Origin of the sequence: Chryseobacterium sp. 6424 (genome assembly GCF_003692615.1) — a bacterium.
GTDB lineage: Bacteria > Bacteroidota > Bacteroidia > Flavobacteriales > Weeksellaceae > Kaistella.
The window spans coordinates 2182057-2208516 of sequence record NZ_CP023540.1 but is presented as its reverse complement, the minus strand read 5'-3'; the positions used below and the strand labels follow the sequence as shown (position 1 = coordinate 2208516).

The following is a 26460-nucleotide window of genomic DNA, read 5'->3' as shown; positions in this document are numbered from 1 at the left end:
AATTAACCAAATACACGGCATTTACATGAAAAAAATATTTTTGGGACTTTCGGTGTTATGTACAACATTGATGTCCGCACAGGTTTATCAGGATTATTATCCTACCTCAGGTCCTAATTCCCAATACAATATGGGATATTATGATCGTTACAATGACGAATTTTACTTTCCGGATGATTATTATTACGAATATCCTACTGATTATTACAGCAATGATCTATACCGGAGTTATTACAACGACTATCGCCGCAGTATCCAGCAAGTAAACTGGAGTCGCTTTTTCTCCATGTACCAACTGGCACCTTGGCAGATGCAACAGATTATTTTGCTGAACGAGCAGTTCCCTTCCTTCAGCGCATGGAATTCATATTACCGATACAACCCTGACCGGTGGTACTATGACCGTTTCTACGCACTTGAACGTATCCTGGGACCGCGCGTGTTTGTGATCTTCCAGAACAGTTACTATAACGGTTACAATCCTGTTGTATATTATCAGAATTATCGCGTACAGCATTACAGCCCACGCATCTATGTAGTGCCGCGTTACAGAGATATTAACGTGAACAGATACCGCGTAGATCGTGTGAAGTATCACCAGGCAAACCCAAGAAACAATTTTGGCTTCCGGGATGCGCCGCGTATCAATAACGGTAATAACGGCAGTTTGCCGCGTGGTAACGGTTTCCGCGACGATGCCAAACCGAACAGCAATACCAGTTCAGGCTTCAGGAATGGTAACGAAGAAAAGGTGAGGAATATGCCTGAAAATAGAGGCTTCCGTAATCAGGCAGTTCCCCAGAATGGCAGCAACAGCGGCTTCCGGAATGAGGCTGCGCCACGTAAAGACGCCCCACAAGAAGTATCGAAAACGCTCCCGGTACCCAGAATAACCCTTCACCAGGGCTTAGGACACCCAACTCAACCCGCACACCCGGGCTAAGATTGACGGCGAGATAAGTAAGTGATAGTTTTAGTATTGATTTTCAAAGCAGTTTTGTTTTTACAGGGCTGCTTTTTGTTTAAAGAGCTTTAACAAAACTTTGTGACCGATGGTTTTAACTTCAATTCCAAAACCATATTAAAAAAATAAATCAACAATAAATTATACTGATATGAAAAAAATCATCCTTAGTTCAATATTTGCTCTTGCCGGTCTAATGCTGAACGCACAGCAGTCCCCAGCGCTTCAACAGAAAAACCAGGCACAGATGGAACAGAAGAGAGCGGAAAAACTGAAAATGATGCAGGCAGACCTACAGCTTTCGGATGCGCAAACCGCCAGAATAAAAGCCATGCAGGATAAAAGAATGGAGGAAAGACGCCGCAATGCCCCACAGATACAGGCCGAAAGAAAAGCCCGCTTGGATGCGATGAAGGCACAGCAACAACAATGGGATACCGAAATGAAGCAGATCCTCACCCCAGCGCAATATGATAAATGGCAGGCCCAACAAAAAGAAAAATCACAGGCAAGAAAAACTGGCATGAAAGCCCACAGAATGAAGAAAATGCCAGCGGCAAACTAGTTCATAATTTTAATGTTTTTAGTAGGCGGAGAATTTAAGTTTTTCCGCTTTTTTTATGCCTATAGTGATTATTTGGGTATATTTGGTGAAAACTATTTTATATTATGATTAGCCAAAAGATCGCACAACTTATTAATAGTCAGATTGCGAAAGAACAGTATGCAGCGCAGTATTACCTCTCCATGTCCGCGTGGTTCTATGCCAAGGATCTTGATGGGATTGCCAACTATTTCCGTGTGCAAAGCAAGGAAGAACTCATGCATGCCGACAAAATGTTTGATTATTTGGTAGATGTAGGTGCCGAGATTGTTCCGGGGGAAATTCCGCAGCCACCGCACCAGTTCGCAGATGCCAAAGATATTTTCGAAAAAGCACTGGAACATGAAAAAGTTGTTACCCAAAGCATTTTCCATATTTTGAAGAATGCGAATGATGAGGGAGATTTCGCCACAGTATCTTTCCTGCAATGGTTCGTGAATGAACAGGTAGAGGAAGAGGCCAACGCTTCACAGTTAGTAACCAAAATCAACATGGTAAGCGGTAACCCCTCAGCGCTGTATCTTTTCGATCAGGAGTTGGGTCAGAGGGTATTTTCCCCAGATACGGAAAATTAATAGCTTTCTACTTTAATGAAAACTTTTTCAAGGCTGGCTTTACTGTTCATATCAGTAACAGCCTATGCGCAGGATTATGACTTCGGCCTAATCCCCGAAAATTTGCTGAGTAATGCAAATGCCGTCGTGCGCGAGCATGATGAGCAGTATATCCTAAAATCAATAAATGAGCTTCAGATAAAAGCTACCCACGCGGTCTCTGTCATAAACAGTGCCGGAGACCGCTTTTCTACAGTTTTTATTCCTTACAATCCTAATACGAAAGTAAGTAATATTAAAGTAGAAATGTTCGACAGCAGTGGTAAATTGGTAAAGACTTATACCAAAAAAGATTTCTCGGATTATACCAACAACCCCAGTGCGGCATTGTATGTAGATGACAGAATCCTGGTGCTGCGTCCGGTATCTGCAAGTTATCCGTACACAATGCGGAGCTCTTATGAGACCAATACTTCAAATACCGTTTATCTGAGCCAGTTTCGCCCCGTAGAAGCTTATCAGGTGGCAGTCCAAAAGGCCAGCATGTCCGTACAGAATGATTCTGGTATTAAAATCAGGACTAAAATCACCGACAAACCACTCACGAAACTTACTCATACCCAGGATGGTAACCTTTGGAAGTACGGCTACGAAAATATTCCGGCGCTTATCGAAGAAACGCTTGCGCCCGATCTGGATTATCTAGTCCCGCAGGTGCAATTTTCGCCTGAAAAATTCACCCTCGAGGGTCGCCAGGGCGATATGACGGATTGGGATGCTTTCGGGAAATGGTATTACCAACAACTGATTACGCCCGTCTCTGAACTTACGCCAGAGATTATAGCCGAAGTAAAAGCCCTGAACCTTACCGGATCCACCGCTGAGCGAGTGAAAACGCTTTACCAGTATATGCAGAACAAAACCCGGTACGTGCTGATTGCGATGGGTATTGGCGGCTGGCAACCCATGCCTGCGGCCGAAGTCAGCAAAAAAGGGTATGGCGACTGCAAGGCATTAACCAATTATATGCGGACATTGCTGGCAGCGGCGGGTATTCCTTCTTATTTTTCGGTGATATATGATGGGGAGTCGGTGGAGTTATTCGATAAAGATTTCCCAAGACTTTCAGGTAATCATGCTATCTTAATGGTACCTACGGAGGAAGGAAACATCTGGCTGGAGAATACCTCGCAGAAACACGCTTTCAACCACCTTAGTTTCACCTCGCATCACCGTAATGTGCTTGCGGTAAAAGATGATGGGATACAGATTGTGGATACACCGGTGTATAAACCAGAGCAAAGCAAAGAGAAACTCGTCGCGCGTATCACGCTGCTTGAAGACGGTGGAATGAATTCTGAAGCCACTTTTCAGTTCTCTGGCGGACAGTATGATACCAATCTGCGCCTGTTTTCACTTAAGAATGATGAACTGACAGAGCTGATAAAAAGCCGCTATTATCAGTTAAAAATAGATCAGCTTCTGGTAAAGAATCTTCAGAATGACCGCGACAAAGCACATATTTCTTACGGACTTCAACTGAAAGCCAACAATTTTGCCAAGAAATTAGGTGCCGATCTGTTCTTTCCGGTGATGCCTTACTACGAAGCGGTGCTGTTCTCGGAAAACGAGGAGCGCCAGCACCCTTTTGAGATCAGTTTCCCGTTTCAGGATGATTACGAAATCGAATTTTCCGCTCCGGAAGGATATGCTTTTAACGAACTGCCCGCGTCGAACACCATTACCACAGATTTTGGTACTTATACCATCAAGTTTGAACTGAAAGACAAAAAGCTGAGTGTTCACCGAATACTTACCATCAATAAAGGGATATATCCGAAAGAAAGATTCAAGGAATATCTGGCGTTCCGGAAGAAAACAGCAGCCAGCGATAACACTAAAATCCTAATAACCAAACACTGATGAAGAAATTTCTACTTCTTGTAAGCATTTTCTGGCTTGCAAATATAGATGCCCAGCACAAATTCCTCAACGTCCCCAATCTTTCCGATGAAGACCTTAAGAGCGAGAAATCTGTGAAATTCGGGGATGTGCCTGCGGAAGTCTTATACCGGTCCATCCATTTCCGGATAGATTATGATGGTACCATGTATCACAATGTCGTAAACCGCATCAAGATTTATAATAAAGACAACGCCTCTGATTATCTGGATCGTGAGATTGCTATTTATGATGACGGTCTAGGTTCGCGCGAGGTACTCAGTAACCTGAAAGCGAATACATTTAATTTCGAAAACGGAAAAAGCGTGGCTACAAAAGTGGCTAAAGATGAAAAATATAAATCCAAAGAAGATAAGAACTACCAAATTACGAAGTTTGCTTTTGCTAATGTGAAGAACGGTTCGGTCATCGAATACTCATATTCCATTATGACGCCGTTTTTGGGTTCTACACCGCGTATTTTAATTGAAGAAGACATACCGGTGCGTTATGTAGAGTATGTACTTGATGCGCCGAAACCTTTAGGTTACACCATTAATTATAAAGGGTCCCTGTCGCCCTTTCAACGTGTGGTGGAGGAGCGTAATCTGTATGGCGGGCAATACCAGACTTACCGCTTCGCGTACGAGAATGTACCTGCTTACAAGGAAGAGATGTATGTCATGAATAACGAGAATTATAAAACCGGCATCAAAGCGGAACTTAATTCTACCTTAATCAATAACGTATTTAAGTCCTACGCGACTACGTGGGAAGACGTCCGGAAACGGTTGTATGAACATGAGGATTTCGGCGGACAGCTCAGCAAGGAAAGTGCGGTGAAAAATCTGCTTCCGGCGGAGGTTAAAACACTGCCGATAATGCAACGGGCGCAGGCCGTACTGAAGTTTGTGCAGAACAACTATACCTGGAACAAGGAGGATGACGTGGTGGCCGGCAAAGGAGTCCGCAACCTAATCTCTACCAAAGTCGGTAACAGTGCCGACATCAACCTGTTGTTGGTCATGTTGCTGCGCAGTGCCGATATCCCTGCAGATCCCGTGGTGCTTTCTACGATACATAAAGGGCTTTTGCTGGCTTATAATCCCTCTATCGCACAGTTGAATTATGTAATCGCTTCCTTCATAGATAAGGATAATATTTACCTTCTGGATGCGGCATACAAACACAGCGAGATTAACATGATAGCGCCCAAGGCCCTCAATTACCATGGGTTGATTATGGGTAGAAAAGATGCCAAACAAATTAATATCGTATATCCGGACGTGAGCAAGACGTTCCTTACCGTGAATGCAAAACTAAAAGAAGATGGCACTTTCGAAGGTAGCTTCCGCGATCGCGATACCAAACTCTATGCAATGGTCGTAAATGAACGTTTTACCGAAGATGCCAACCGGTTTGCCAAATCTTATAAAGATGATTACAAATTTGCCATCGCAAACATGAAGCATGGCCTGCAGGATAATAATGAGTTTGAAACCAGTTTCGATTTTACCTCAGATACTTTTGTGGATGTCATAGGCAGCAAGCTAGTCTTCAATCCGTTACTGTTTCTATACACCCAAAATCACGATTTTAAGCAGGCAGAAGCGCGAAAGGCGCCACTGGAGTTTTATTCTGCCAACGACCGTATAAAAAAAGTTACCATCACACTGCCCGAAAACTATGTCTTTGAAAATGTACCGAAGTCTAAGAAATTCAGGACAGAAGATAATGCACTGCAATATACTTATCTGGTGACACAAAATGGCAATACACTTACGGTGGAAACCATTACCCAGATCGATGATTCGGTGTTCCCAAAAGAGTATTATCCGGCTTTCACACAGATTTTTGATAATATCACAAAACAGGAAGCCCAAGTGGTTACAGCCGTAAAGAAATGATGACCTAAACAAATAAGAAAAACCTGTTCCTGCACCGGAACAGGTTTTTTTAGATATAAATTAAAGTCGTCTCCAATACCTTTTTCCCAAAACGCTCCAGCATATTGCGGTATTCATTGATCTGCTGCTGATGTTTCTCCAGGGGTTCACCGGTTTTAAAATCAATGATGAGGTATCCGTTCCCGGTATCGATGAGTCGGTCGGGGCGGCAAATTTTGGATTCGCCACCGGCTGAGATCATCAGGTCCTTTTCATTGAGTACCACTTGCCCCGGAGTGAAATATTTAGCATAATTCTCATCGTTCATAATGCTGTAGATCCTTTCCGCGATATCACGTTTTTCTTCCTGCGTGATGGTGCCTTCTAGGATGTAGGCCTCCAATGTTTTTTCCACATCAGCAGCCGTATTTATTTTAGCCAGGATTTCGTGTGTGAAGATCCCGGTGCGCACTTTCTCAACACGGTTTTGGTAGCTTTTTGATGGCGTAGCAATTTTTATTGAATCTCTATAAGGTGGTTTAATGTTTTTAAATGGGACCGATTTTGTAACCCAGTCAGCGGCCTGCTCCTGTTTTTTCTTTTTTAAAATCTCCGGTGATGTTTCATAGATATCAAAAGAATCCCTTGCCTCTCCGTTTTCATCTTGGGGAATCAGCGGTGCGATAAAGTCGTAAAGTTCAAGATTGTTGCTGGTTTTATTCCCTTGCTGTACATACAGGAACAGTTGCTCGGCCGCGCGCGTGGTAGCGACATATTGCAGACAGAAACGGTCGATTTTGTTTTGATATACGTTCTCACTGTTGAATTTCTCAATATCAGGGTCATAGACATCCAGTCCTTTAGTGAAACCTTTTACATTTACAGACGCGAGACTACCGCCATCGGGTACCTCAAACCAATTGCTGAATGAGGTGTCTTTGTGTGAGTTTTCCATCGGTAGAAATACCACAGGAAACTCCAGCCCTTTGGCTTTATGGATGGTCATTAGCTTTACAGCGTCCAGATTATCAGAGGCTTGGATGGTAAAATCTTGTGCCTCCTCATCCCAAAAGCGCAGAAATTCTTTCAGGTTAGCCCCAGAGTTCTGGCTGAATGCATACAGCATTTCCAGATAATTAAAGAGGAAATCAGTTTCCTTGCCGTCCACCGCAAATTCTTGCAGGTAATGCTCCACGAAATTATAAAGATTGAGCTGCAACAAGGATTCAGCCGAAAGATTCAGCCCGAAATGTTCCTTTATGAACGACAGCATTGCCGGTTTATGCCTCAGCGCAAGCATTTGCATCATGGCAGCACTGAAGTCGTTGATTTTAATTCGGCCCAAATCATTTAAATAGTACAGCATTTTTACGGCAAACTGATTGTTTTTTGGGTTCTGTTCCCATCGTAGAAATTCAGTTAAAGCCAATAGGGTAGAAGAGAGATTCAGCGTAAGTCCAGATTCTGAAATGGTCTTAATAAACTCTTCTTTCCCCTGATACTGGATTTTCAGGTTACCCAATAGCCGCGAAAAGTTGAAGATATCGAAATTGCCCCGACACAGGATTGTGATATCTGAAAACCGGAAACCGTTGTCGGCGCATTGCTGTATATCTGCCTGCATTTTCCTGGCGATATCTTCATAAAAAGAGTTTTTATCCGCGTTTTCGATGAGGTTTATTCTTACACGGCCTTCAGATTTGGATTTTGGAGTCTGTTGCGAGCCCTTCCCAAAAAGTTCGCAGTGTTGCTCTTGCGTGTGAGAAGCCAGGAACTGATATAAACGGTTGTTGAAATCTACAATGTTTTTCGCGCTGCGCCAGTTGTCGCCCAGATTCTCGAGGTCGGCCAATACCAAAGATTTTTCACGGTGATTAATGATGTCGAGCATCAGTTGCGAATCCCCGCCCCGAAAACGGTAAATGCTCTGTTTTGGATCACCCACAAGCGTAAAGCTCATCTCTTCCGAAGATACGGCATGATCGCGCAACGGAAGGAAATTTTGCCACTGAAGGAAGGATGTATCCTGAAATTCATCGAAAAAATAATGCGAAAACTGGCTGCCAACTTTTTCATAAATGAATGATGAAGGCTCATCGCGCAGGTTTTCATGGATCAGGATGTTGAATTTGCTCAGCAGTACAATATCATTCTTATCTTCTATTTCGGCCAGTTTATCCTGTATGTCTTTATTTACCTTCAGTGGCAGCAGGGCATGCAGGATTTTCTCTTGTTTTTGGCTGTCGATATAATTACTGATGATTTTGCTGCGGCTTTCGAGCAGAAAATCAAGGATTTCGAGGATCTCGGTTTGGCGGTTTTTAGAGGTTGAGGAACAGCCTTTCTGAAAGGTGGTGAGTGCGGTTTCTTCGTTTTTCGGGAATGGGAAATCTATCCGTTCATTACCGAAAAAGCGTATGGCTTCTGTGAAGAACTTTGCGATACTGTTTTTAGAACCACCCGAGAAATCGCCGGTTTCAAGGTTTTTCTCTTCCAAGAGCTTCAGGCAGGTTTCTGCGGTCTTGATGTTTTCTTCCTTCAGATTGCGGATGTTTTCCCGAAGTTTTCTTTTAGCGTCATCATATACCTTCCAGTCGAAATCTTTATTCTGGCTGAGGCGGAAATAATGTTTATCCTGCACGAATTCCTTAGCAGAATAGTAAAGGGTTTTATTGATATTCACGCGTTCATTATTATCAAGGCTATAAGTCACAAAATCCATAAAGGCATCAGAGACTTCATTTTCTTCGCCAATATCCTCCAGCATTTTTTCCACCGCTTCCACCAGATAAGGCTCCGCGTTGATCTCGAGGTTGAAATTTTGCGCCAGCCCAAGTTCATAGGCGAAACTGCGTACCAGCCGCGAGTTAAACTTATCAATTGTACCGATGTTGAGGGTGGAATAATTGTGCAGGATATAATCCAACACTTTGCGCGAGCGTTCGTGCAGCACTTTTAAGGATACTTCCTGCCCTTGGGCTAACATTTTTTGCTGAATGTTTTTCAGTTCCTGGTTGTTTTCATATCCGGGCAGCGAAAATTCTTTTAACCAACTGATGATACGGTGTTTCATCTCATTGGCGGCCTTGTTGGTAAAGGTAAGTGCGAGGATGTTTTTAATTTTATCAGGCTGCGAGGGATGCCGCAGGCAGATCATGAGAAGGTTGAGCACAAGTGCGTACGTTTTGCCGGAACCTGCGGAGGCATTGATAACCCGATAATTCTTCTGAACCATGAATGTGAATTTAAGTTTAAAAATACTAAAAAATTTGTCAAATCGAAATAATATATTACTTTTGCAAACCAAAATGAGATGTAAACTATGTTAATTATCCCCGTAAAAGATGGCGAAGCTATCGACAGAGCATTAAAGAAATACAAAAGAAAATTTGATAAAACTGGTGTGGTACGTGCTTTAAGAAGCCGTCAGCAGTTCATCAAGCCGTCGGTTATCAACAGACAGGCAAAACTGAAAGCAGCTCACAAACAGCGCAATCTTAGCCGCGACGAGCAGGCATAAGTAAAAATTTTCTTCAGAAAATACGACAATCACTTTTCAGATAGTTATATTTGGAAAGTGATTTTTTGTTTTTATACCATGCTCGAAAAATTTTTAGATTACATCCTCACCGAAAAACGCTATTCCGCCAACACGGTCATCAGTTATCGGAAAGATTTGGAGGATTTCCGGCAGTTTCTACTGGTCACCGAAGCCCATGAAGATCTTTTAAAGGCTGATTATAAGGTTGTGCGCAATTTCATGGCACATCTTGGTGAAAAAAAGATCGCCCGCCGTTCGATCAATCGCAAACTCTCTACACTGCGTAGTTTCTACCTTTTCATGATGAAGCTGGGTGAAATACAAGTTTCGCCTGTAGAGCATATCCAGACCCTGAAATTCTATCCTGAAAAGCAGATTCCTTTGTCCTTTGATGAAATGAATAACCTGCAGATGGAAGAGTTTCGGCCACAAAAGCACGATTTTCTGAAAGAACTGATTATTGAAACACTTTATCAAACAGGTATGCGGCGCGCCGAGCTGACTGGCCTGCTTCTTGAAGCGGTAGATCTGGATAAACTTGAACTGAAGGTGATAGGGAAAGGTAATAAACAGCGCATCATCCCCATGTCTGCCAAGCTGGCGGATGATTTCAAAGAATATTTGAAAGTGCGTAAGCCGAAGGTAGAGAGTGAAAAGTACTTTTTCATTGGGCCACGGGGTACAAAACTGAATGATAAGTTTGTGTATTCTGCGGTTAATGCCTATCTTAGTCTTGTAACATCGAAGAAGAAAAAAAGCCCGCACATGCTGCGACACAGCTTCGCGACACACGTGTTAGAGCATGGGGCAGAAATTTCTAAAGTAAAAACTTTGATGGGGCACAGCTCACTGGCCAGTACCCAGGTTTATACCAGCGCGAATATCGAACAGTTAAAAAAAGTGTTTAACAATGCCCATCCGCGGGCTATAAAAAATGTAGATTTATGAAAATTTCAGTACAGTCAATAGGATTGACGCCTCACGCACCGCTTGAAGAACATATTGAGAAAAAACTCAGCAAGCTCGATAATTATTATGACAAGATCGTGGAGTGTAAAGTCTTCCTGAAAGTGGAAAACAAATCTGATAAGGAAAACAAAACAGCCGAGATCATATTGGCCGTTCCGGGGGACGACATCGTAGTTAAGAAAACAACCACCACTTTTGAAGAAAGTTTAGACCAGTGTGCGGAAGTAGCTAAAAAGCTGCTAATCAAGAAAAAGGAACTGGCGTAGAAAAAAAGTTAAAATTTTATTGTAAAATATTTGTAGATTTCAAAAAATCTCCCTTATATTTGCACTCGCAAAAAGAGAAGAGATCTTTTGAAATCTATTTGCCTCCATAGCTCAGTTGGCCAGAGCACGTGATTTGTAATCTCGGGGTCGTGGGTTCGAATCCCTCTGGAGGCTCGTTTTTTTTGTAAAATTTTGGGGAGATTCCAGAGTGGCCAAATGGATCAGACTGTAACTCTGCTGTCTTACGACTTCGTAGGTTCGAATCCTACTCTCCCCACATTTTATAAACTGTTTGCAGGTAATGAAGATTTTTTATTACATTTGCAGACCGTTTGCCAACAGTGTGTTTTACACATTATGCGGAAGTAGCTCAGTTGGTAGAGCGTCAGCCTTCCAAGCTGAATGTCGCGAGTTCGACCCTCGTCTTCCGCTCAAAGAAATCACAACCACACAAGCGGCTTGTGATTTTTTTTTAGATTTTGCCGACATAGCTCAGGGGTAGAGCGCTTCCTTGGTAAGGAAGAGGTCGTGAGTTCAAATCTCATTGTTGGCTCTGGAAAATCTCCCAACCCGGGAGATTTTTTGTTTTTACCGGAAAGGGTGTTCTGCCAGATGCCCAGCGGTGTAATAGGATGAATGCTAAAGGATTGATTTCTTAAAACTGGAGTAAGGATTTTGTCACTAAAAAATTTTTAGTAAATTTGCCCACCGGTATTCACTGGCAATTTGGCGACGTAAACGATTAAATTTCAATAAAGAAAATTTTATTAAAAAAGATTTTCGATATTTAAAATTTCACTATATTTGCGCACCGAAAATTTAAATAAATAATTAAATAAATAATTAAATCATGGCAAAGGAAACGTTTAATCGTAACAAACCACACTTGAACATTGGTACCATCGGTCACGTAGACCATGGTAAAACTACTTTGACAGCTGCGATCTCTAAAGTATTAGCTGAAAAAGGTTTAGCACAGATGAGAGACTTCTCTTCTATCGACTCTGCGCCAGAGGAAAAAGAAAGAGGTATTACTATCAACACTTCTCACGTTGAATATGAAACTGAAAACAGACACTATGCTCACGTAGACTGTCCAGGTCACGCCGATTATGTTAAGAACATGGTTACCGGTGCTGCTCAGATGGACGGAGCGATCCTTGTAGTTGCTGCGACAGACGGACCAATGCCTCAAACAAGAGAGCACATCCTTCTTTGCCGTCAGGTAAACGTACCAAGAATCGTTGTTTTCATGAACAAGGTGGATATGGTTGATGACCCTGAATTATTAGAACTTGTTGAACTTGAAGTTAGAGACCTTCTTTCTTCTTACGAATATGATGGTGATAACTCCCCAGTAATCCAAGGTTCTGCTTTAGGTGGACTTAACGGAGATGCGAAGTGGGTTGAGAAAATCGACGAGCTTATGGCTGCTGTAGATTCTTGGATCGAGCAACCAACACGTGACCAAGATAAGCCATTCTTGATGCCAATCGAAGACGTATTCTCTATTACTGGTAGAGGTACTGTAGCAACTGGTAGAATCGAGGCTGGTGTGATCAACACGGGTGACCCTGTAGACATCGTAGGTATGGGTGACGAGAAACTTACTTCTACCATTACAGGTGTAGAGATGTTCCGTAAAATCCTAGACAGAGGTGAAGCTGGTGATAACGTAGGTCTATTGTTGAGAGGTATCGAGAAAACCGACATCAAGAGAGGTATGGTAATCGCTAAGAAAGACTCTGTGAAGCCACACAAGAAATTCAAAGCAGAGGTTTATATCCTTTCTAAAGAAGAAGGTGGTCGTCACACGCCATTCCACAACAAATATCGTCCACAGTTCTACGTAAGAACTACTGACGTTACAGGTGAGATTTTCTTGCCAGAAGGTGTAGAAATGGTAATGCCAGGTGATAACCTTACTATTACTGTAGAATTGTTACAACCAATCGCTCTTAACGAGGGTCTTAGATTCGCGATCAGAGAAGGTGGTAGAACAGTTGGTGCAGGTCAGGTAACTGAAATCTTAGATTAATTTCTAAAACCATATAAAAGTTCCGTAAGGAAACTTACGGGACTTTTTTAATCTACGGGCATCGTCCAATGGTAGGATACCGGTCTCCAAAACCGTTGATCAGGGTTCGAATCCTTGTGCCCGTGCAAATAACAGATAATGAGCTTAGTTGATTTTTTAAAAGGTTCTTATACCGAGTTCAAAGATAAGGTAGAATGGCCTAAGTGGCCAGATCTGCAGTCTTCAACCATCGTAGTAACTATTGCTACCGTGATCTTGGCCTTATTTACCTTTGGGGTAGATTCGCTTTTCAGCAAAGCCATCACCAACGTGATCTCTTTGTTTATCGGCCTGTTCAATTAAAAAAGTATTTCCAAAGAAAAATGAGTGACTTGAAATGGTATGTGCTGAAGTCCATCAGCGGCCAGGAAAATAAGGTGAAAACCTATATCGAAAACGAAATGAAACATCATGGTTTTGAAAATTTCGTTACGCAGGTGGTCATTCCTATGGAAAAAGTAATACAGATGCGCAATGGTAAGAAGGTGCCAAAAGAGCGCCCTTATTACCCAGGCTATCTGATGGTAGAAGCCAACCTGGTAGGTGAAATTCCGCACATCATTAAAAATATCCCTGGTGTTATCTCTTTCTTAAGTTTAACAAAAGGTGGCGACCCGGTACCGATGCGTAAATCTGAGGTTAACAGAATGCTCGGCAGAATGGATGAACTTTCAGAATTTGCAGTTGATGCAGGTATCCCATTCGTAGTAGGTGAAAATGTAAAAGTAATCGATGGTCCTTTCAATGGATTTAACGGTACCATAGAGAAGATCCATGAAGACAAGAAGAAAGTAGAAGTTTCTGTAATGATCTTCGGTAGAAAAACACCAATGGAGCTTAACTACATGCAGGTAGACAAAGTGTAAACTTTAAAAATATTATAAACAAGGCTGTTCAGATTTGAGCAGCCTTTTTTACTATAAATAAAATTCTTTCTAAAAATCAGCATCTTACACTTGCTCAATTAAAATTTATTCTTAATTTTGCAGTCCGAAATGTAAAGTTGTTAGGTGAGACAACACTTTGCAGATTTATAAATGCTTCCACATTCATAAATTTCTTAATTTTTTAAAAAACAACAATGGCTAAAAAAGTCTTTAAAATGGTGAAGCTTCAGGTGAAGGGTGGCGCTGCTAACCCGTCTCCACCAGTAGGCCCGGCTTTGGGTTCTGCAGGTGTGAACATCATGGAGTTCTGTAAACAATTTAACGGAAGAACGCAAGATAAGCCAGGGCAAGTTTTGCCTGTAGTAATTACAGTATACGAAGACAAATCTTTTGAATTCGTTATCAAAACTCCACCTGCTGCGATCCAGTTAATGGAAGCTGCTAAGATCAAGTCTGGTTCTGGTGAGCCAAACAGAGCGAAAGTAGGTAGCGTAAGCTGGGATCAGGTAAAGAAAATCGCTGAAGATAAGATGACAGATCTTAACTGCTTCACGCTGGATTCTGCACTTACAATGATCGCAGGTACTGCAAGATCTATGGGATTGAGAGTAACAGGAACTAAACCCACTAACGCTTAATACGAATAGAAATGGCAAAATTGACGAAAAAGCAAAAAGAAGCGGTAAGCAAAATTGAAAAAAACAAAGTATATACGCTTGACGAAGCTTCTGCTTTAGTGAAAGAAGTGAACTTTGAAAAGTTTGACGCTTCTGTAGATATCGCGGTTAGATTGGGTGTAGATCCAAGAAAAGCAAACCAAATGGTAAGAGGTGTAGTATCTCTTCCACACGGTACAGGTAAAGATATTAAAGTTCTTGCTCTTGTAACACCAGACAAAGAAGCTGAAGCTAAAGAAGCGGGAGCAGATTATGTAGGGTTAGATGAGTACTTACAGAAAATAAAAGACGGTTGGACAGATGTTGACGTTATCGTTACCATGCCGGCTGTAATGGGTAAACTAGGTCCGTTAGGTAGAGTGTTAGGTCCAAGAGGTCTTATGCCAAACCCTAAGTCGGGTACAGTAACCATGGAGATCGGTAAGGCAGTTTCAGAAGTGAAAGCTGGTAAGATCGACTTCAAAGTAGATAAATATGGTATCATCCACGCTGGTATTGGTAAAGTGTCTTTCGATGCTGCCAAAATCAAAGAAAACGCGCAGGAGCTGGTACAGACTTTAATTAAACTGAAGCCTACCGCAGCTAAAGGTACTTATGTGAAAAGTATTTACTTGTCTTCTACCATGAGTCCAGGTATTGCAATCGATACTAAATCTGTAAACTAAAATCTGTAAGACAATGACAAAAGAAGATAAAGTATTAGTAATACAAGAAATTAAAGAAATGCTACAGGACGCCAAAGTGGTGTATGTAGCAAATCTTGAAGGAATGAATGCTGCTGCGACTTCAGATTTCAGAAGACAGGCGTTCAAGCAGAATATTTCTCTTAAAGTAGTAAAAAACACGCTTCTTCAAAAAGCGATGGAGCAGATCGAAGGAGTAGATTACTCTGAAATGTTCGAAAGCTTCAAAGGAAACTCAGCACTTATGATTTCTGAGACCGCTAACGCTCCGGCGAAACTGATCCAGAACTTCAGAAAGAAAGCAGAAATCCCTGCTTTGAAAGCAGCTTACCTTCAGGAGACTATTTATGTGGGTGATGAGAACCTCGGAACGCTTGCAAACATCAAGTCTAGAGAAGAAATGATTGGAGAAATCATCGGATTACTTCAGTCACCAATCAGAAACGTACTTTCTGCACTTCAAAACAAAGAAGAAGCAACAGGAAAAGCTGAAGAAGCGGCTCCGGCAGAAGAAACCCCAGCTGCAGAGGCTGCTCCGGAAGCAAGCGCTGACGCTACAGAAGCACCAAGTGCAGAGTAATAAGAACTCAAAAAAAATCAAAATAAATCGTTCAACAATTAAAACATTATTAAAATGTCAGATTTAAAAAACTTAGCGGAAACGCTTGTAAACCTTACTGTAAAAGACGTAAACGAGTTGGCAACTATCCTTAAGGATGAGTATGGTATCGAGCCTGCTGCTGCAACTATAGTTGCTGCTGCTGGTGGTGGTGGTGAAGCTGCTGAAGAAAAAACAGAATTCGATGTAATTCTTAAAGCTGCAGGTGCTTCTAAATTAGCTGTAGTTAAATTGGTAAAAGATTTAACTGGTGCCGGTCTTAAAGAAGCTAAAGATATGGTAGATGGTGCTCCTGCTCCAATCAAGCAAGGCATCTCCAAAGACGAAGCTGAAGCTCTTAAGAAGCAACTTGAAGAAGCCGGTGCTGAAGTAGAATTGAAATAATTCTTTTACTAGATGAAGATTAGGAGGTTGTTACAATGCAATCTCCTTTTTTTGCTTAAATTTTTATCTATTAAACCTCTGTAACGTTTTAAATGGAGCGCTGCGCAGATCAGTTGATAAAAGAATTTTTGAAAGTTATAAACTTTAAGGCGCGGTTACATATATTTTACATTGTTTCTTTTAAAAAAAAAATATATTAACTTTGAAGAAAAATTTATGATGAAAAAAACATTAACAATTTCAATTATTTCGCTGTCTATCCACTTCCTGCAAGGGCAAAATGGTAATGTTGGAATCAACACTACGACTCCAGTTGCAACTTTAGATGTTAATGGATTTGCTGCTGATACTGCGAAGCTTGATGGTATCATAGCTCCAAGAATTACTGGCAATCAACTGCGCGCTAAAAACTATACCACAGCTCAAACCGGAAGCATTGTGTATGCCACATTACCGGATACTTCTCCAGCTGGACAAACTATTAATGTTACTTCAGCAGGATATTATTATTTCGACGGGACTATTTGGCAAAAAATATCTTCTACCGCTAATTATGTGGAGCCTTGGTATAACCGGAATACCGGACAGCCGGCTACGGCAAATAATCAGGATATTTATCAAAGGGGCAGAGTGAGCGTCAACGGCAACGCTACCAATGGAATTTTATCAGTCTACGACGCTGAGGGATCCACAAACCGGATGATGATTTACGGCTCTTACCGCAATATTGTTAATGGTGTTAACCCCTGGTTCGGATTTGCAGAAAATTTAGGAGGTGGTTCTTTCAGTTCCATTTCTAATGGTGGGGATATGGGTCTAATTTTTAGCGTTGATAATAGTCCCCTCACGTTCACGAGTAATTCCTTTAATATCATTCCGCATACCGGAGGCGGCGGAGCTACATCTTATGGGTTTAAAATAACAGATCAGGGCCTTTTCGGATTTAATGTTACAAATCCTTCAGAAACATTAGATATTGGCGGAGCACTTAGAATTAGAAATTTACCAGTTTCCGGTGCCACTAACAGTATCTATACCACTCCTCGCGGAGCATCTTCCTTGGCAGCTACTACCACGGTAGTTCCTCAACCTACACAGACATTTACAGCTACTAAAACTGTAGTAGTAGATGATAATGGAGTACTTGGCAGTTTTAGAGGTTTGCCAGGTTCTCATAACAATATAGCGTCTAAAAATGGAATGCTTTTATCTACAGACTACACTATTTTGGCAACTGGCAACATCAGTCTGCCTCCCGCTGCTAATACACCTGGAAAAATCTACCATATTGTTTATGACGGAACTCCACTGTCCATCTCTTCTCCAATTTTTTTGAACGGTGCCAGTATTACAAATTATCCTTTAAACGGCGCAGCTGGAAACAGTGGAATAACCGTGCAGAGTAATGGCACAAACTGGTATATTATTTCTAAATATTAAATAAAGACGAACAAAGCATTGATAAAAAATTCTTATCACAATAAAATTAATTGCTATGTTTCCGTAAAAACGAAAGCGAAGTTAAATGATTGTTTAGCAAAAATTTGTTAATTTTTTAAGAATTGATTGTCAGCACTGATGTTATCGCTATTATGAAGCATACAAATTTAGACCGCAATCTGTAGTAATTACTTAATGTTATAATAGTTACAAATACTTATTTGCATATAATTAAAAGGTCCATCATAACTTAATTAGATGGATTTATATTTAAAAAAAATTAAGTTTTTTTGGGCAAATAATCTTAACAGTAAGCCTAAACTTTATAACAGACCATCTCTTCGGAGATGGTTTTTTACTTGTGAAATCGAATTGGTTTTCGTAAATTTGCACTCCTTTTGGCGCTAAGTATTATACATAAAATCAGTAAGACATTATAAATCAGCTCTTTCCGTTTCGGAACAGAGATTTTTACGTGTTATCTCATTGTATAATTAATCAGCTTCAAAAGATCCAAAAAATATTTTGCACTACTCCGTGAAAAGATATACCGGCGTTGCAGTTAGAAATTAGAATCAAGAATCAAGAACAAAGAAACAAGACTAATTCTGATAGCGCCAAACATCAAAAGTCTTTCTTCTTTCTTCCTTTCTCTATTCTCTTTCTGATATTTTTTAAAACAAAATATTTTTTAACCCCTCATTCTTTAAAATTTTTATGAGTAAATCTAAAGCCGTCGCTAAAACTCAGGGAAATGAAAGAATCAATTTCTCCGCTGCAAAGGGAAAAATTGAGACTCCTGACTTTTTGGACATTCAGATCCAGTCATTCAAAGAATTTTTCCAGTTGGATACCCTGCCGGAACAGAGAGTAAACGAAACGCTCTACAAAACCTTTGAAGAAAACTTCCCGATTACAGACTCCCGAAACCAGTTTGTGTTGGAATTCCTGGATTATTTGGTTGATTCACCACGCTACTCTATCGACGAGTGTGTGGAAAGAGGACTGACGTATTCAGTTCCCCTCAAAGCCCGACTAAAACTTTACTGTACAGACCCTGAACATGAAGATTTTCAGACGGTTGTACAGGATGTGTATTTAGGTCCGGTTCCTTATATGACGCCTTCCGGATCATTTATCATCAATGGTGCTGAACGTGTTATCGTTACTCAGCTTCACCGTTCGCCGGGTGTGTTCTTCGGACAGACCTACCACGCAAACGGTACCAAGTTGTATTATTCCAGAATTATCCCTTTCAAAGGATCTTGGATGGAATTTACAACGGATATCAACAGCGTAATGTACGCGTATATCGACCGTAAGAAGAAATTACCGCTTACTACGCTATTGAGAGCGATCGGATTTGAATCTGATAAAGATATCCTTCAGATCTTTGACCTTGCAGAAGAAGTGAAAGTTTCTAAAGCAGCGTTGAAGAAAGTGGAAGGAAGAACTTTGGCTGCGAGAGTCTTGAACACCTGGTTTGAAGATTTCGTGGACGAAGATACTGGTGAAGTGGTTTCTATCGAAAGAAATGAGATCATCCTTGACCGTGAAACGATTCTTGAAAAAGAACATTTAGATCTTATCCTGGATGCTGGTGTGAAATCGATCCTGATTCACAAAGAAAATTCAAACGAATTCTCTATCATCCAGAATACCCTACAGAAAGACCCTACCAACTCCGAAAAAGAGGCAGTAGAATATATTTACCGTCAGCTTCGTAACGCAGATCCGCCAGATGAGGAAACTGCACGCGGAATCATCGAGAAACTGTTCTTCTCTGAGCAGCGTTATTCCCTGGGCGAAGTTGGCCGTTACAGACTGAACAAGAAATTAGGTTTGAATATTCCTGAAAACACGGAAGTTTTAACCAAGGAAGACATCATCTCGATCGTGAGACACCTGATCGAGTTGGTAAATTCTAAAGCAGAGGTTGATGATATTGACCACTTGTCGAACAGGAGGATTAAAACGGTAGGCGAGCAGCTTGCTGGTCAGTTCGGTGTAGGTCTTTCCAGAATCGCGAGAACGATCCGTGAGCGTATGAACGTTCGTGATAACGAAATCTTTACGCCAATTGACCTTGTGAACGCGAAAACATTAACATCGGTTATCAATTCATTCTTCGGTACCAACCAGCTTTCCCAGTTCATGGACCAAACCAACCCGCTGTCAGAAATTACGCACAAGCGTCGTCTTTCTGCCCTCGGACCTGGTGGTTTATCAAGAGAAAGAGCAGGTTTCGAGGTACGTGACGTTCACCATACGCACTATGGCCGAATCTGTCCGATCGAAACGCCTGAAGGACCAAACATTGGTTTGATTTCTTCTTTAGGAATCTATGCTAAGATCAACAACTTAGGATTTATTGAAACGCCTTACCGTAAGGTGACTGATGGTAAAGTGGATCTTAAGACTCCAGCCGTATTCTTGAATGCGGAAGACGAAGAAGATAAAGTGATCGCTCAGGCAAACGTTGAGATGAACGAAGACGGTACTATTTCTACTGACCGTGTAATTGCACGTTTGGATGGTGACTATCCGGTAGTGGAGCCTCAGCAGGTTGATCTGATCGACGTTGCACCAAACCAGATCTCAGGTATCTCCGCTTCATTGATTCCCTTCCTGGAACATGATGATGCGAACCGTGCGTTGATGGGATCTAACATGATGCGTCAGGCTGTTCCACTATTGAAGCCACAGGCACCGATTGTAGGTACAGGTCTGGAAGATCAGGTAGCCAGAGATTCACGTATTCTGATCAATGCCGAAGGAAACGGTACGGTAGAATATGTGGATGCTGATAAGATTACAATTAAGTACGAAAGAAGCGAGGATGACGATCTGGTATCGTTCGAATCGGCTACTAAGACATATAAACTTACCAAATTCAGAAAAACCAACCAGAGTACTACCATTACTTTGAGACCAAACGTAAGAGTTGGCGACAAAGTGCAGAAAGGTCAGGTTCTTTGCGACGGTTACGCAACTGAAAACGGTGAACTGGCATTGGGTAGAAACCTTGTGGTTGCCTTCATGCCTTGGAAGGGTTATAACTTTGAGGATGCAATCGTAATCAACGAAAAAGTTGTACGTGAAGACTGGTTTACCTCAATCCACGTAGATGAGTATTCTCTTGAAGTTCGTGATACCAAACTGGGTATGGAAGAACTTACAGCAGATATCCCGAATGTTTCTGAAGAAGCGACTAAGGACCTCGACGAAAACGGTATGATCCGTATCGGTGCTGAAGTGAAGCCTGGAGACATCATGATTGGTAAGATTACTCCAAAAGGTGAATCAGACCCAACTCCGGAAGAGAAACTTCTCCGCGCGATCTTCGGTGACAAAGCCGGTGACGTGAAAGATGCTTCTTTGAAGGCAGATTCATCATTGAGAGGTGTGGTAATCAACAAAAAACTCTTCTCAAGAAACATTAAAGACAAGAAAAAGAGAACTGAAGAGAAGCTTAAACTCGAGGAAATCGAAAACACGTACAAAGCGAAATTCGATCAGTTGAGAAACACACTTCTTGAAAAACTCGGGACACTTGTGAACGGTAAGACTTCCCAGGGTGTGAACAACGACCTTGACGAAGAAATCATCGGAAAAGGTGCGAAGTTTACCACGAAACTACTTCAGAGCGTTGAAGATTACGTGAATGTAAGCGGAGCAGACTGGACCGTTGATGCCGATAAGAACGAGCTGATCAAGCAATTGATCCACAACTACAAAATCAAGTATAACGACATCCAAGGAGTTAAAAACCGTGAGAAATTTGCAATTTCAATCGGGGACGAACTACCAGCAGGAATCATCAAATTGGCTAAAGTTTACATCGCTAAGAAACGTAAACTTAATGTAGGAGATAAAATGGCGGGTCGTCACGGTAACAAAGGTATCGTTTCCCGTATCGTTCGTGAAGAGGATATGCCATTCCTGGAAGACGGAACTCCAGTAGACATCGTATTGAACCCACTTGGGGTACCATCACGTATGAACATCGGTCAGATTTACGAAACTGTACTAGGATGGGCAGGCCAAAAGTTAGGAATGAAGTTCGCAACGCCAATCTTCGATGGTGCTAGTCTTGAGCAAATCACGGAATACACTGAGCAGGCAGGTTTACCGAAATTCGGTAGCACTTATCTATATGACGGTGGTACAGGTGAAAGATTTACGCAACCAGCTACAGTTGGGGTAATCTACATGCTGAAATTGGGTCACATGGTTGATGATAAGATGCACGCACGTTCTATCGGGCCATACTCACTTATCACTCAGCAGCCGCTTGGTGGTAAGGCACAGTTCGGTGGACAGCGTTTCGGAGAGATGGAGGTTTGGGCACTTGAAGCATTCGGTGCATCCAATATCCTTAGAGAAATCCTTACCGTGAAGTCGGATGACGTTATCGGTAGAGCAAAAACTTATGAAGCAATCGCGAAAGGTGAAGCAATGCCAGAACCTGGTATTCCGGAGTCTTTCAATGTATTGTTGCATGAATTGCAGGGTCTTGGACTTGATGTAAGACTGGAAGAATAAATTTTAAATTTTGAGTATTGAGTTTTGAATTTTCAAAAGTTAATCAGACAAAATCTAAAATCTAAAATCTAAATTTTCAAAAATGTCAAATAAAAATAAAACAAGTAATTTCAGTAAAATTACGATCGGTCTTGCTTCACCAGAGTCCATTCTTCAGGATTCAAGAGGAGAAGTTTTAAAGCCCGAAACCATCAACTACAGAACCCACAAGCCAGAAAGAGACGGTTTGTTCTGCGAGAAAATCTTCGGTCCTGTTAAGGATTACGAATGTGCCTGCGGAAAATACAAGCGTATCCGTTATAAAGGAATCGTTTGTGACCGTTGTGGGGTAGAGGTTACCGAGAAAAAAGTTCGTAGAGAGCGTATCGGCCATATTGGTTTGGTAGTTCCTGTGGCTCACATCTGGTATTTCCGTTCGTTACCAAATAAAATCGGATACCTTTTAGGTTTACCTTCCAAGAAACTCGACATGATTATCTATTATGAAAGATATGTCGTTATCCAGGCAGGTATCGCTAAAAAACCAGACGGTTCAGACTTCGATGATAAAGAATTCTTAACAGAAGAAGAGTACCTGGATATCATGGATACCCTTCCTGCAGAAAACCAATATCTGGATGATTCTGATCCTAATAAATTCGTTGCTAAAATGGGAGCGGAGGCAGTAGAAGAATTGTTAAAGAGAATCGATCTTGATACTCTTTCCTTCGACCTACGTCACAAAGCACACAACGAGTCATCAAAACAAAGAAGAACAGAAGCATTAAAAAGATTAAATGTTGTTGAAGCCATCCGTGGTGCAAACACCAGAATGATTAACCGTCCGGAATGGATGATTATGCGTGTTCTTCCAGTAATACCACCAGAATTGAGACCATTGGTTCCTTTGGATGGTGGACGTTTTGCAACTTCTGATTTAAATGATCTTTACCGTCGTGTAATCATCAGAAACAACCGTTTGAAGAGACTTTTAGAGATCAAAGCTCCTGAAGTAATCTTAAGAAACGAGAAGCGTATGCTTCAAGAGGCGGTAGATTCTCTTTTCGATAATACCAGAAAATCTTCAGCGGTAAAATCTGAATCTAACAGACCATTGAAATCGCTTTCAGATTCATTGAAAGGAAAGCAAGGTCGTTTCCGTCAAAACTTATTGGGTAAACGTGTAGATTACTCGGCGCGTTCGGTAATTGTTGTAGGTCCAAACCTTCAACTTCACGAGTGTGGTATCCCAAAAGATATGGCAGCAGAACTTTACAAACCGTTTATCATTAGAAAACTAATCGAAAGAGGTATTGTAAAAACTGTAAAATCAGCAAAAAGAATCATTGACAGAAAAGAACCTGTTGTATATGATATCTTAGAAAACGTGATGAAAGGTCACCCGGTTCTTCTAAACAGGGCACCTACGCTTCACAGACTTGGTATCCAGGCCTTTCAGCCAAAAATGATTGAAGGAAAAGCGATTCAGCTTCACCCATTGGTAACTACGGCATTCAACGCGGATTTCGATGGTGACCAGATGGCGGTACACTTACCATTAGGGCCAGAAGCCATCCTTGAAGCTCAGTTATTAATGCTAGGTTCTCAGAATATTTTGAACCCTGCAAATGGTTCTCCTATTACCGTACCTTCTCAGGACATGGTATTGGGTCTATATTTCATGACCAAAGAAGCCTCTTCAACGGACGAAGTTAAAATTAAAGGAGAAGGTCTTGCATTCTATTCACCCGAAGAAGTAGAAATCGCTTACGCAGAAGGACAAGTTTCCTTAAATGCAAAAGTTAGATGTCGTCTTCCGGTTAAAGAAAATGGTGAGATTACTACTAAACTTATTGATACAACTGTTGGTAGAATTTTATTCAACCAAATTGTACCAAAGCAGGTAGGTTATATCAACGAACTTCTTACTAAGAAGTCTTTGAGAAATGTAATTGGTAGAATCTTAGCAGACACCGACTTCCCAACTACGGTGAAGTTCTTGGATGATATGAAAGACTTAGGTTATTCAAACGCATTCAAGGGTGGACTTTCGTTCTCTTTGGGTGATATTGTGATTCCGGAAGAAAAGAAAACTATGATCGAGCAGGCGGTAGAAAACGTAGACGAAATTAAGGCCAACTATAACATGGGTCTTATTACAGATACAGAACGTTATAACCAGGTAATTGACGTTTGGACCAACACCAACGCCGGATTGACCGAGATGATTATGAGCAGAATGAAAACCGACCAAGGTGGGTTCAATTCAGTTTATATGATGCTTGATTCCGGTGCGAGGGGTTCCAAAGAACAGATTCGTCAGCTTTCCGGAATGCGTGGATTGATGGCCAAGCCTCAAAAAGCAGGTTCTACAGGCGCGGAAATTATTGAAAACCCGATTGTAGCGAACTTTAAGGAAGGTCTTTCAATTCTTGAGTACTTTATCTCCACCCACGGTGCACGTAAAGGTCTTGCGGATACCGCTCTTAAAACTGCCGATGCTGGTTACCTGACCAGAAGATTGGTAGACGTTGCGCAGGATGTCATCATCACTGAAGACGACTGTGGAACTTTAAGAGGTACTGAAATCTCTCCGTTAAAGAAAAACGACGAAATCGTAGAGCGACTTGCCGAAAGAATCTTAGGTAGAGTTTCTTTACATAATGTGTACGATCCTGAAACAGATGAAGTTCTTGCCAATGCTGACGAATTGATCGATGAATCATTAGCAAGAAAAATCGAGAACGCAGGTATTGAACTGGTAGAAGTTCGTTCACCATTGACCTGTGAGACCAAAAAAGGAATCTGCGCGAAATGTTACGGACGTAACCTTGCGACAGGTAAACCAATTCATATGGGTGAAGCTGTTGGGGTTATCGCTGCACAGTCTATTGGTGAACCGGGAACTCAGCTTACGCTGAGAACCTTCCACCAGGGTGGTACCGCGGGTAACATCTCTGAAAATCCATCGATCGTTGCACGTCGCGACGGTATCGTGGAAATGGACGAGGTGAGAACCGTAACTTCTGAAAATGAAGAAGGTAAAACTGCTGAAATCCTTGTTTCGCGTTCAACTGAATTCCGTTTGGTTGCTGATAATGCTGCACGTACGCCGCTGATGGTAGCTAACGTACCTTATGGTTCCGAACTATTGGTGAAACCTGGCGATAAAGTGAAAAAAGGCGATACCATTGCGAAATGGGATCCGTATAACGCGGTAATCATTGCTGAATCTGCCGGTAAAGTAGAGTACGAGGACATCATTCAGGGGGTTTCATTCGCGCTGGAGATCGATGAGCAGACAGGTTTCGAGGAGAAAGTAATTTCAGAATCCAGAAACAAGAAAGCCGTACCTACCCTGAAAGTAGTAGATTCTAAAGGTGTAGAGCAAAAAGCCTACAACCTTCCGGTGGGTGCCCACTTGATGGTAAATGATGGCGAGAAAATCAAGGCCGGTAAAGTCCTGATCAAGATTCCGCGTAAATCCGCGAAATCCGGCGATATCACGGGTGGTCTTCCAAGAGTTACGGAACTTTTCGAAGCGCGTAACCCTTCCAACCCTGCTGTAGTAACAGAAATCGACGGTGTAGTTTCTTACGGTAAAATCAAGCGTGGTAACCGCGAATTGATCGTAGAGGCAAAAACCGGAGAAATCTCCAAGTACTTGGTGAAACTTTCAAACCAGATCCTGGTGCAGGAAAACGACTTCGTAAGAGCAGGTTCACCACTTTCCGATGGGTCCATCACGCCGGACGACATCCTGAAAATCAAAGGCCCAACAGCCGTTCAGGAATACCTTGTTAACGAGATCCAGGAAGTTTACCGACTTCAGGGAGTAAAGATCGATGACAAGCACTTCGAGATTATCGTTCGTCAGATGATGACCAAAGTTGAGATCGTGGACGGTGGTGATACACAGTTCCTTGAAGGTGCATTAGAACACAAATTCGACTTCCTTGAGGAAAACAACCGCGTATTCGGACTGAAAGTAGTGACTGATGCAGGTGATTCGAAAGAATTCAAGCCAGGTCAGATGATCACTGCCAGAGAACTTCGTGACGAGAATTCTAAACTGAAACGTGAAGATTTAGCCCTGGTAGAAGTGCGCGAAGCATTGCCTGCAACGGCGACACCGGTTCTTCAGGGGATCACCAGAGCGGCGCTTCAGACCAAATCGTTCATGTCGGCAGCTTCCTTCCAGGAGACGACCAAAGTGCTTAATGAGGCTGCAGTTTCCGGGAAAGTAGACTACCTGACTGGTCTGAAAGAAAACGTAATCGTAGGTCACAGAATCCCTGCGGGTACAGGTCTGAAAGACTATCAGAACATCATCGTAGGTTCCAAGAAAGAGTTCGAGGACATCAACTAAGTGATTATAGATTTTAGATTATGGATTTAAATTGAATTCATAGTCTAAAATCTTTTTTAAATGTTCGCCAATGCT

General features: G+C 41.8%; 19 protein-coding genes and 5 tRNA genes. 23 read left to right on the top strand and 1 reads right to left on the bottom strand.

Annotated elements, in window-relative coordinates; all coding sequences use genetic code 11:
- Window positions 1–25: 25 nt before the first annotated feature.
- From CO230_RS10375 to CO230_RS10355, 5 genes are all read left to right on the top strand, one after another.
- Window positions 26–943 carry a hypothetical protein gene (locus CO230_RS10375; RefSeq protein ID WP_162990026.1) on the top strand — a complete coding sequence of 306 codons (918 nt, stop codon included), beginning with the start codon at window positions 26–28 and terminating at the stop codon, window positions 941–943.
- A 172-nt stretch (window positions 944–1115) separates the two neighbouring features.
- On the top strand, window positions 1116–1529 hold the full coding sequence (locus CO230_RS10370) for a hypothetical protein (RefSeq protein WP_162990025.1): 414 nt from the start codon (window positions 1116–1118) through the stop codon (window positions 1527–1529).
- A gap of 104 nt (window positions 1530–1633) precedes the next feature.
- Window positions 1634–2143 carry a ferritin gene (locus CO230_RS10365; protein WP_122028529.1) on the top strand — a complete coding sequence of 170 codons (510 nt, stop codon included), beginning with the start codon at window positions 1634–1636 and terminating at the stop codon, window positions 2141–2143.
- Between the two features lie 15 nt (window positions 2144–2158).
- On the top strand, window positions 2159–4045 hold the full coding sequence (locus CO230_RS10360) for a DUF3857 domain-containing protein (RefSeq protein ID WP_122028528.1): 1887 nt from the start codon (window positions 2159–2161) through the stop codon (window positions 4043–4045).
- A complete protein-coding gene (locus CO230_RS10355; protein WP_122028527.1) occupies window positions 4045–5970 on the top strand; it encodes a DUF3857 domain-containing protein in 1926 nt (641 codons plus the stop codon). The genes CO230_RS10360 and CO230_RS10355 overlap by 1 nt, the downstream gene beginning before the upstream one ends.
- 49 nt (window positions 5971–6019) lie before the next feature.
- On the opposite strand, the gene CO230_RS10350 is transcribed toward CO230_RS10355, so the two are convergent.
- The gene (locus tag CO230_RS10350; protein WP_122028526.1) at window positions 6020–9184 is read right to left on the bottom strand and encodes a UvrD-helicase domain-containing protein; all 3165 of its coding nucleotides are present in this window, start codon (window positions 9182–9184) and stop codon (window positions 6020–6022) included.
- Between the two features lie 87 nt (window positions 9185–9271).
- Here CO230_RS10350 and rpsU point away from each other — a divergent pair, with 87 nt between their 5' ends.
- From rpsU to rpoC, 18 genes are all read left to right on the top strand, one after another.
- Window positions 9272–9469 carry a 30S ribosomal protein S21 gene (rpsU, locus tag CO230_RS10345; protein ID WP_122028525.1) on the top strand — a complete coding sequence of 66 codons (198 nt, stop codon included), beginning with the start codon at window positions 9272–9274 and terminating at the stop codon, window positions 9467–9469.
- A 78-nt stretch (window positions 9470–9547) separates the two neighbouring features.
- Window positions 9548–10438 (top strand): tyrosine-type recombinase/integrase, encoded by an 891-nt coding sequence (locus tag CO230_RS10340; protein WP_122028524.1) that lies wholly within the window; start codon window positions 9548–9550, stop codon window positions 10436–10438.
- Complete coding sequence (locus CO230_RS10335; protein ID WP_122028523.1) at window positions 10435–10725, top strand: HPF/RaiA family ribosome-associated protein; 291 nt, start codon at window positions 10435–10437, stop codon at window positions 10723–10725. The genes CO230_RS10340 and CO230_RS10335 overlap by 4 nt, the downstream gene beginning before the upstream one ends.
- Before the next feature lie 100 nt (window positions 10726–10825).
- A tRNA-Thr gene (locus tag CO230_RS10330) sits at window positions 10826–10899 on the top strand.
- 20 nt (window positions 10900–10919) lie between these two features.
- Window positions 10920–11002 (top strand) — tRNA-Tyr (locus CO230_RS10325).
- Between the two features lie 82 nt (window positions 11003–11084).
- Window positions 11085–11157: transfer RNA gene (locus CO230_RS10320), tRNA-Gly, on the top strand.
- 49 nt (window positions 11158–11206) lie between these two features.
- Window positions 11207–11278, top strand: a tRNA-Thr gene (locus CO230_RS10315).
- 297 nt (window positions 11279–11575) lie between these two features.
- Complete coding sequence (gene tuf / locus CO230_RS10310; protein ID WP_122028522.1) at window positions 11576–12763, top strand: elongation factor Tu; 1188 nt, start codon at window positions 11576–11578, stop codon at window positions 12761–12763.
- A 54-nt stretch (window positions 12764–12817) separates the two neighbouring features.
- Window positions 12818–12888 (top strand) — tRNA-Trp (locus CO230_RS10305).
- A 13-nt stretch (window positions 12889–12901) separates the two neighbouring features.
- A complete protein-coding gene (gene secE / locus CO230_RS10300; RefSeq protein WP_122028521.1) occupies window positions 12902–13105 on the top strand; it encodes a preprotein translocase subunit SecE in 204 nt (67 codons plus the stop codon).
- Between the two features lie 20 nt (window positions 13106–13125).
- A complete protein-coding gene (nusG, locus tag CO230_RS10295; RefSeq protein WP_122028520.1) occupies window positions 13126–13668 on the top strand; it encodes a transcription termination/antitermination protein NusG in 543 nt (180 codons plus the stop codon).
- Between the two features lie 215 nt (window positions 13669–13883).
- Window positions 13884–14327 carry a 50S ribosomal protein L11 gene (gene rplK, locus CO230_RS10290; protein ID WP_122028519.1) on the top strand — a complete coding sequence of 148 codons (444 nt, stop codon included), beginning with the start codon at window positions 13884–13886 and terminating at the stop codon, window positions 14325–14327.
- Window positions 14328–14338: 11 nt separating this feature from the next.
- Window positions 14339–15031: a 50S ribosomal protein L1 gene (rplA, locus tag CO230_RS10285; RefSeq protein WP_122028518.1), complete on the top strand. Its 693-nt coding sequence runs from the start codon at window positions 14339–14341 to the stop codon at window positions 15029–15031.
- Between the two features lie 13 nt (window positions 15032–15044).
- Window positions 15045–15629, top strand: coding sequence for a 50S ribosomal protein L10 (gene rplJ, locus CO230_RS10280; RefSeq protein WP_122028517.1), 585 nt, complete (start codon window positions 15045–15047; stop codon window positions 15627–15629).
- Window positions 15630–15683: 54 nt separating this feature from the next.
- Entirely contained in the window at window positions 15684–16052 is a 369-nt protein-coding gene (gene rplL / locus CO230_RS10275; RefSeq protein WP_122028516.1) for a 50S ribosomal protein L7/L12, read from the top strand.
- Window positions 16053–16268: 216 nt separating this feature from the next.
- Window positions 16269–17492: a hypothetical protein gene (locus CO230_RS10270; protein ID WP_162990024.1), complete on the top strand. Its 1224-nt coding sequence runs from the start codon at window positions 16269–16271 to the stop codon at window positions 17490–17492.
- A gap of 717 nt (window positions 17493–18209) precedes the next feature.
- Window positions 18210–22037: a DNA-directed RNA polymerase subunit beta gene (gene rpoB / locus CO230_RS10265; RefSeq protein WP_122028514.1), complete on the top strand. Its 3828-nt coding sequence runs from the start codon at window positions 18210–18212 to the stop codon at window positions 22035–22037.
- A gap of 82 nt (window positions 22038–22119) precedes the next feature.
- Window positions 22120–26385 (top strand): DNA-directed RNA polymerase subunit beta', encoded by a 4266-nt coding sequence (rpoC, locus tag CO230_RS10260; RefSeq protein ID WP_122028513.1) that lies wholly within the window; start codon window positions 22120–22122, stop codon window positions 26383–26385.
- Window positions 26386–26460 lie beyond the last annotated feature (75 nt).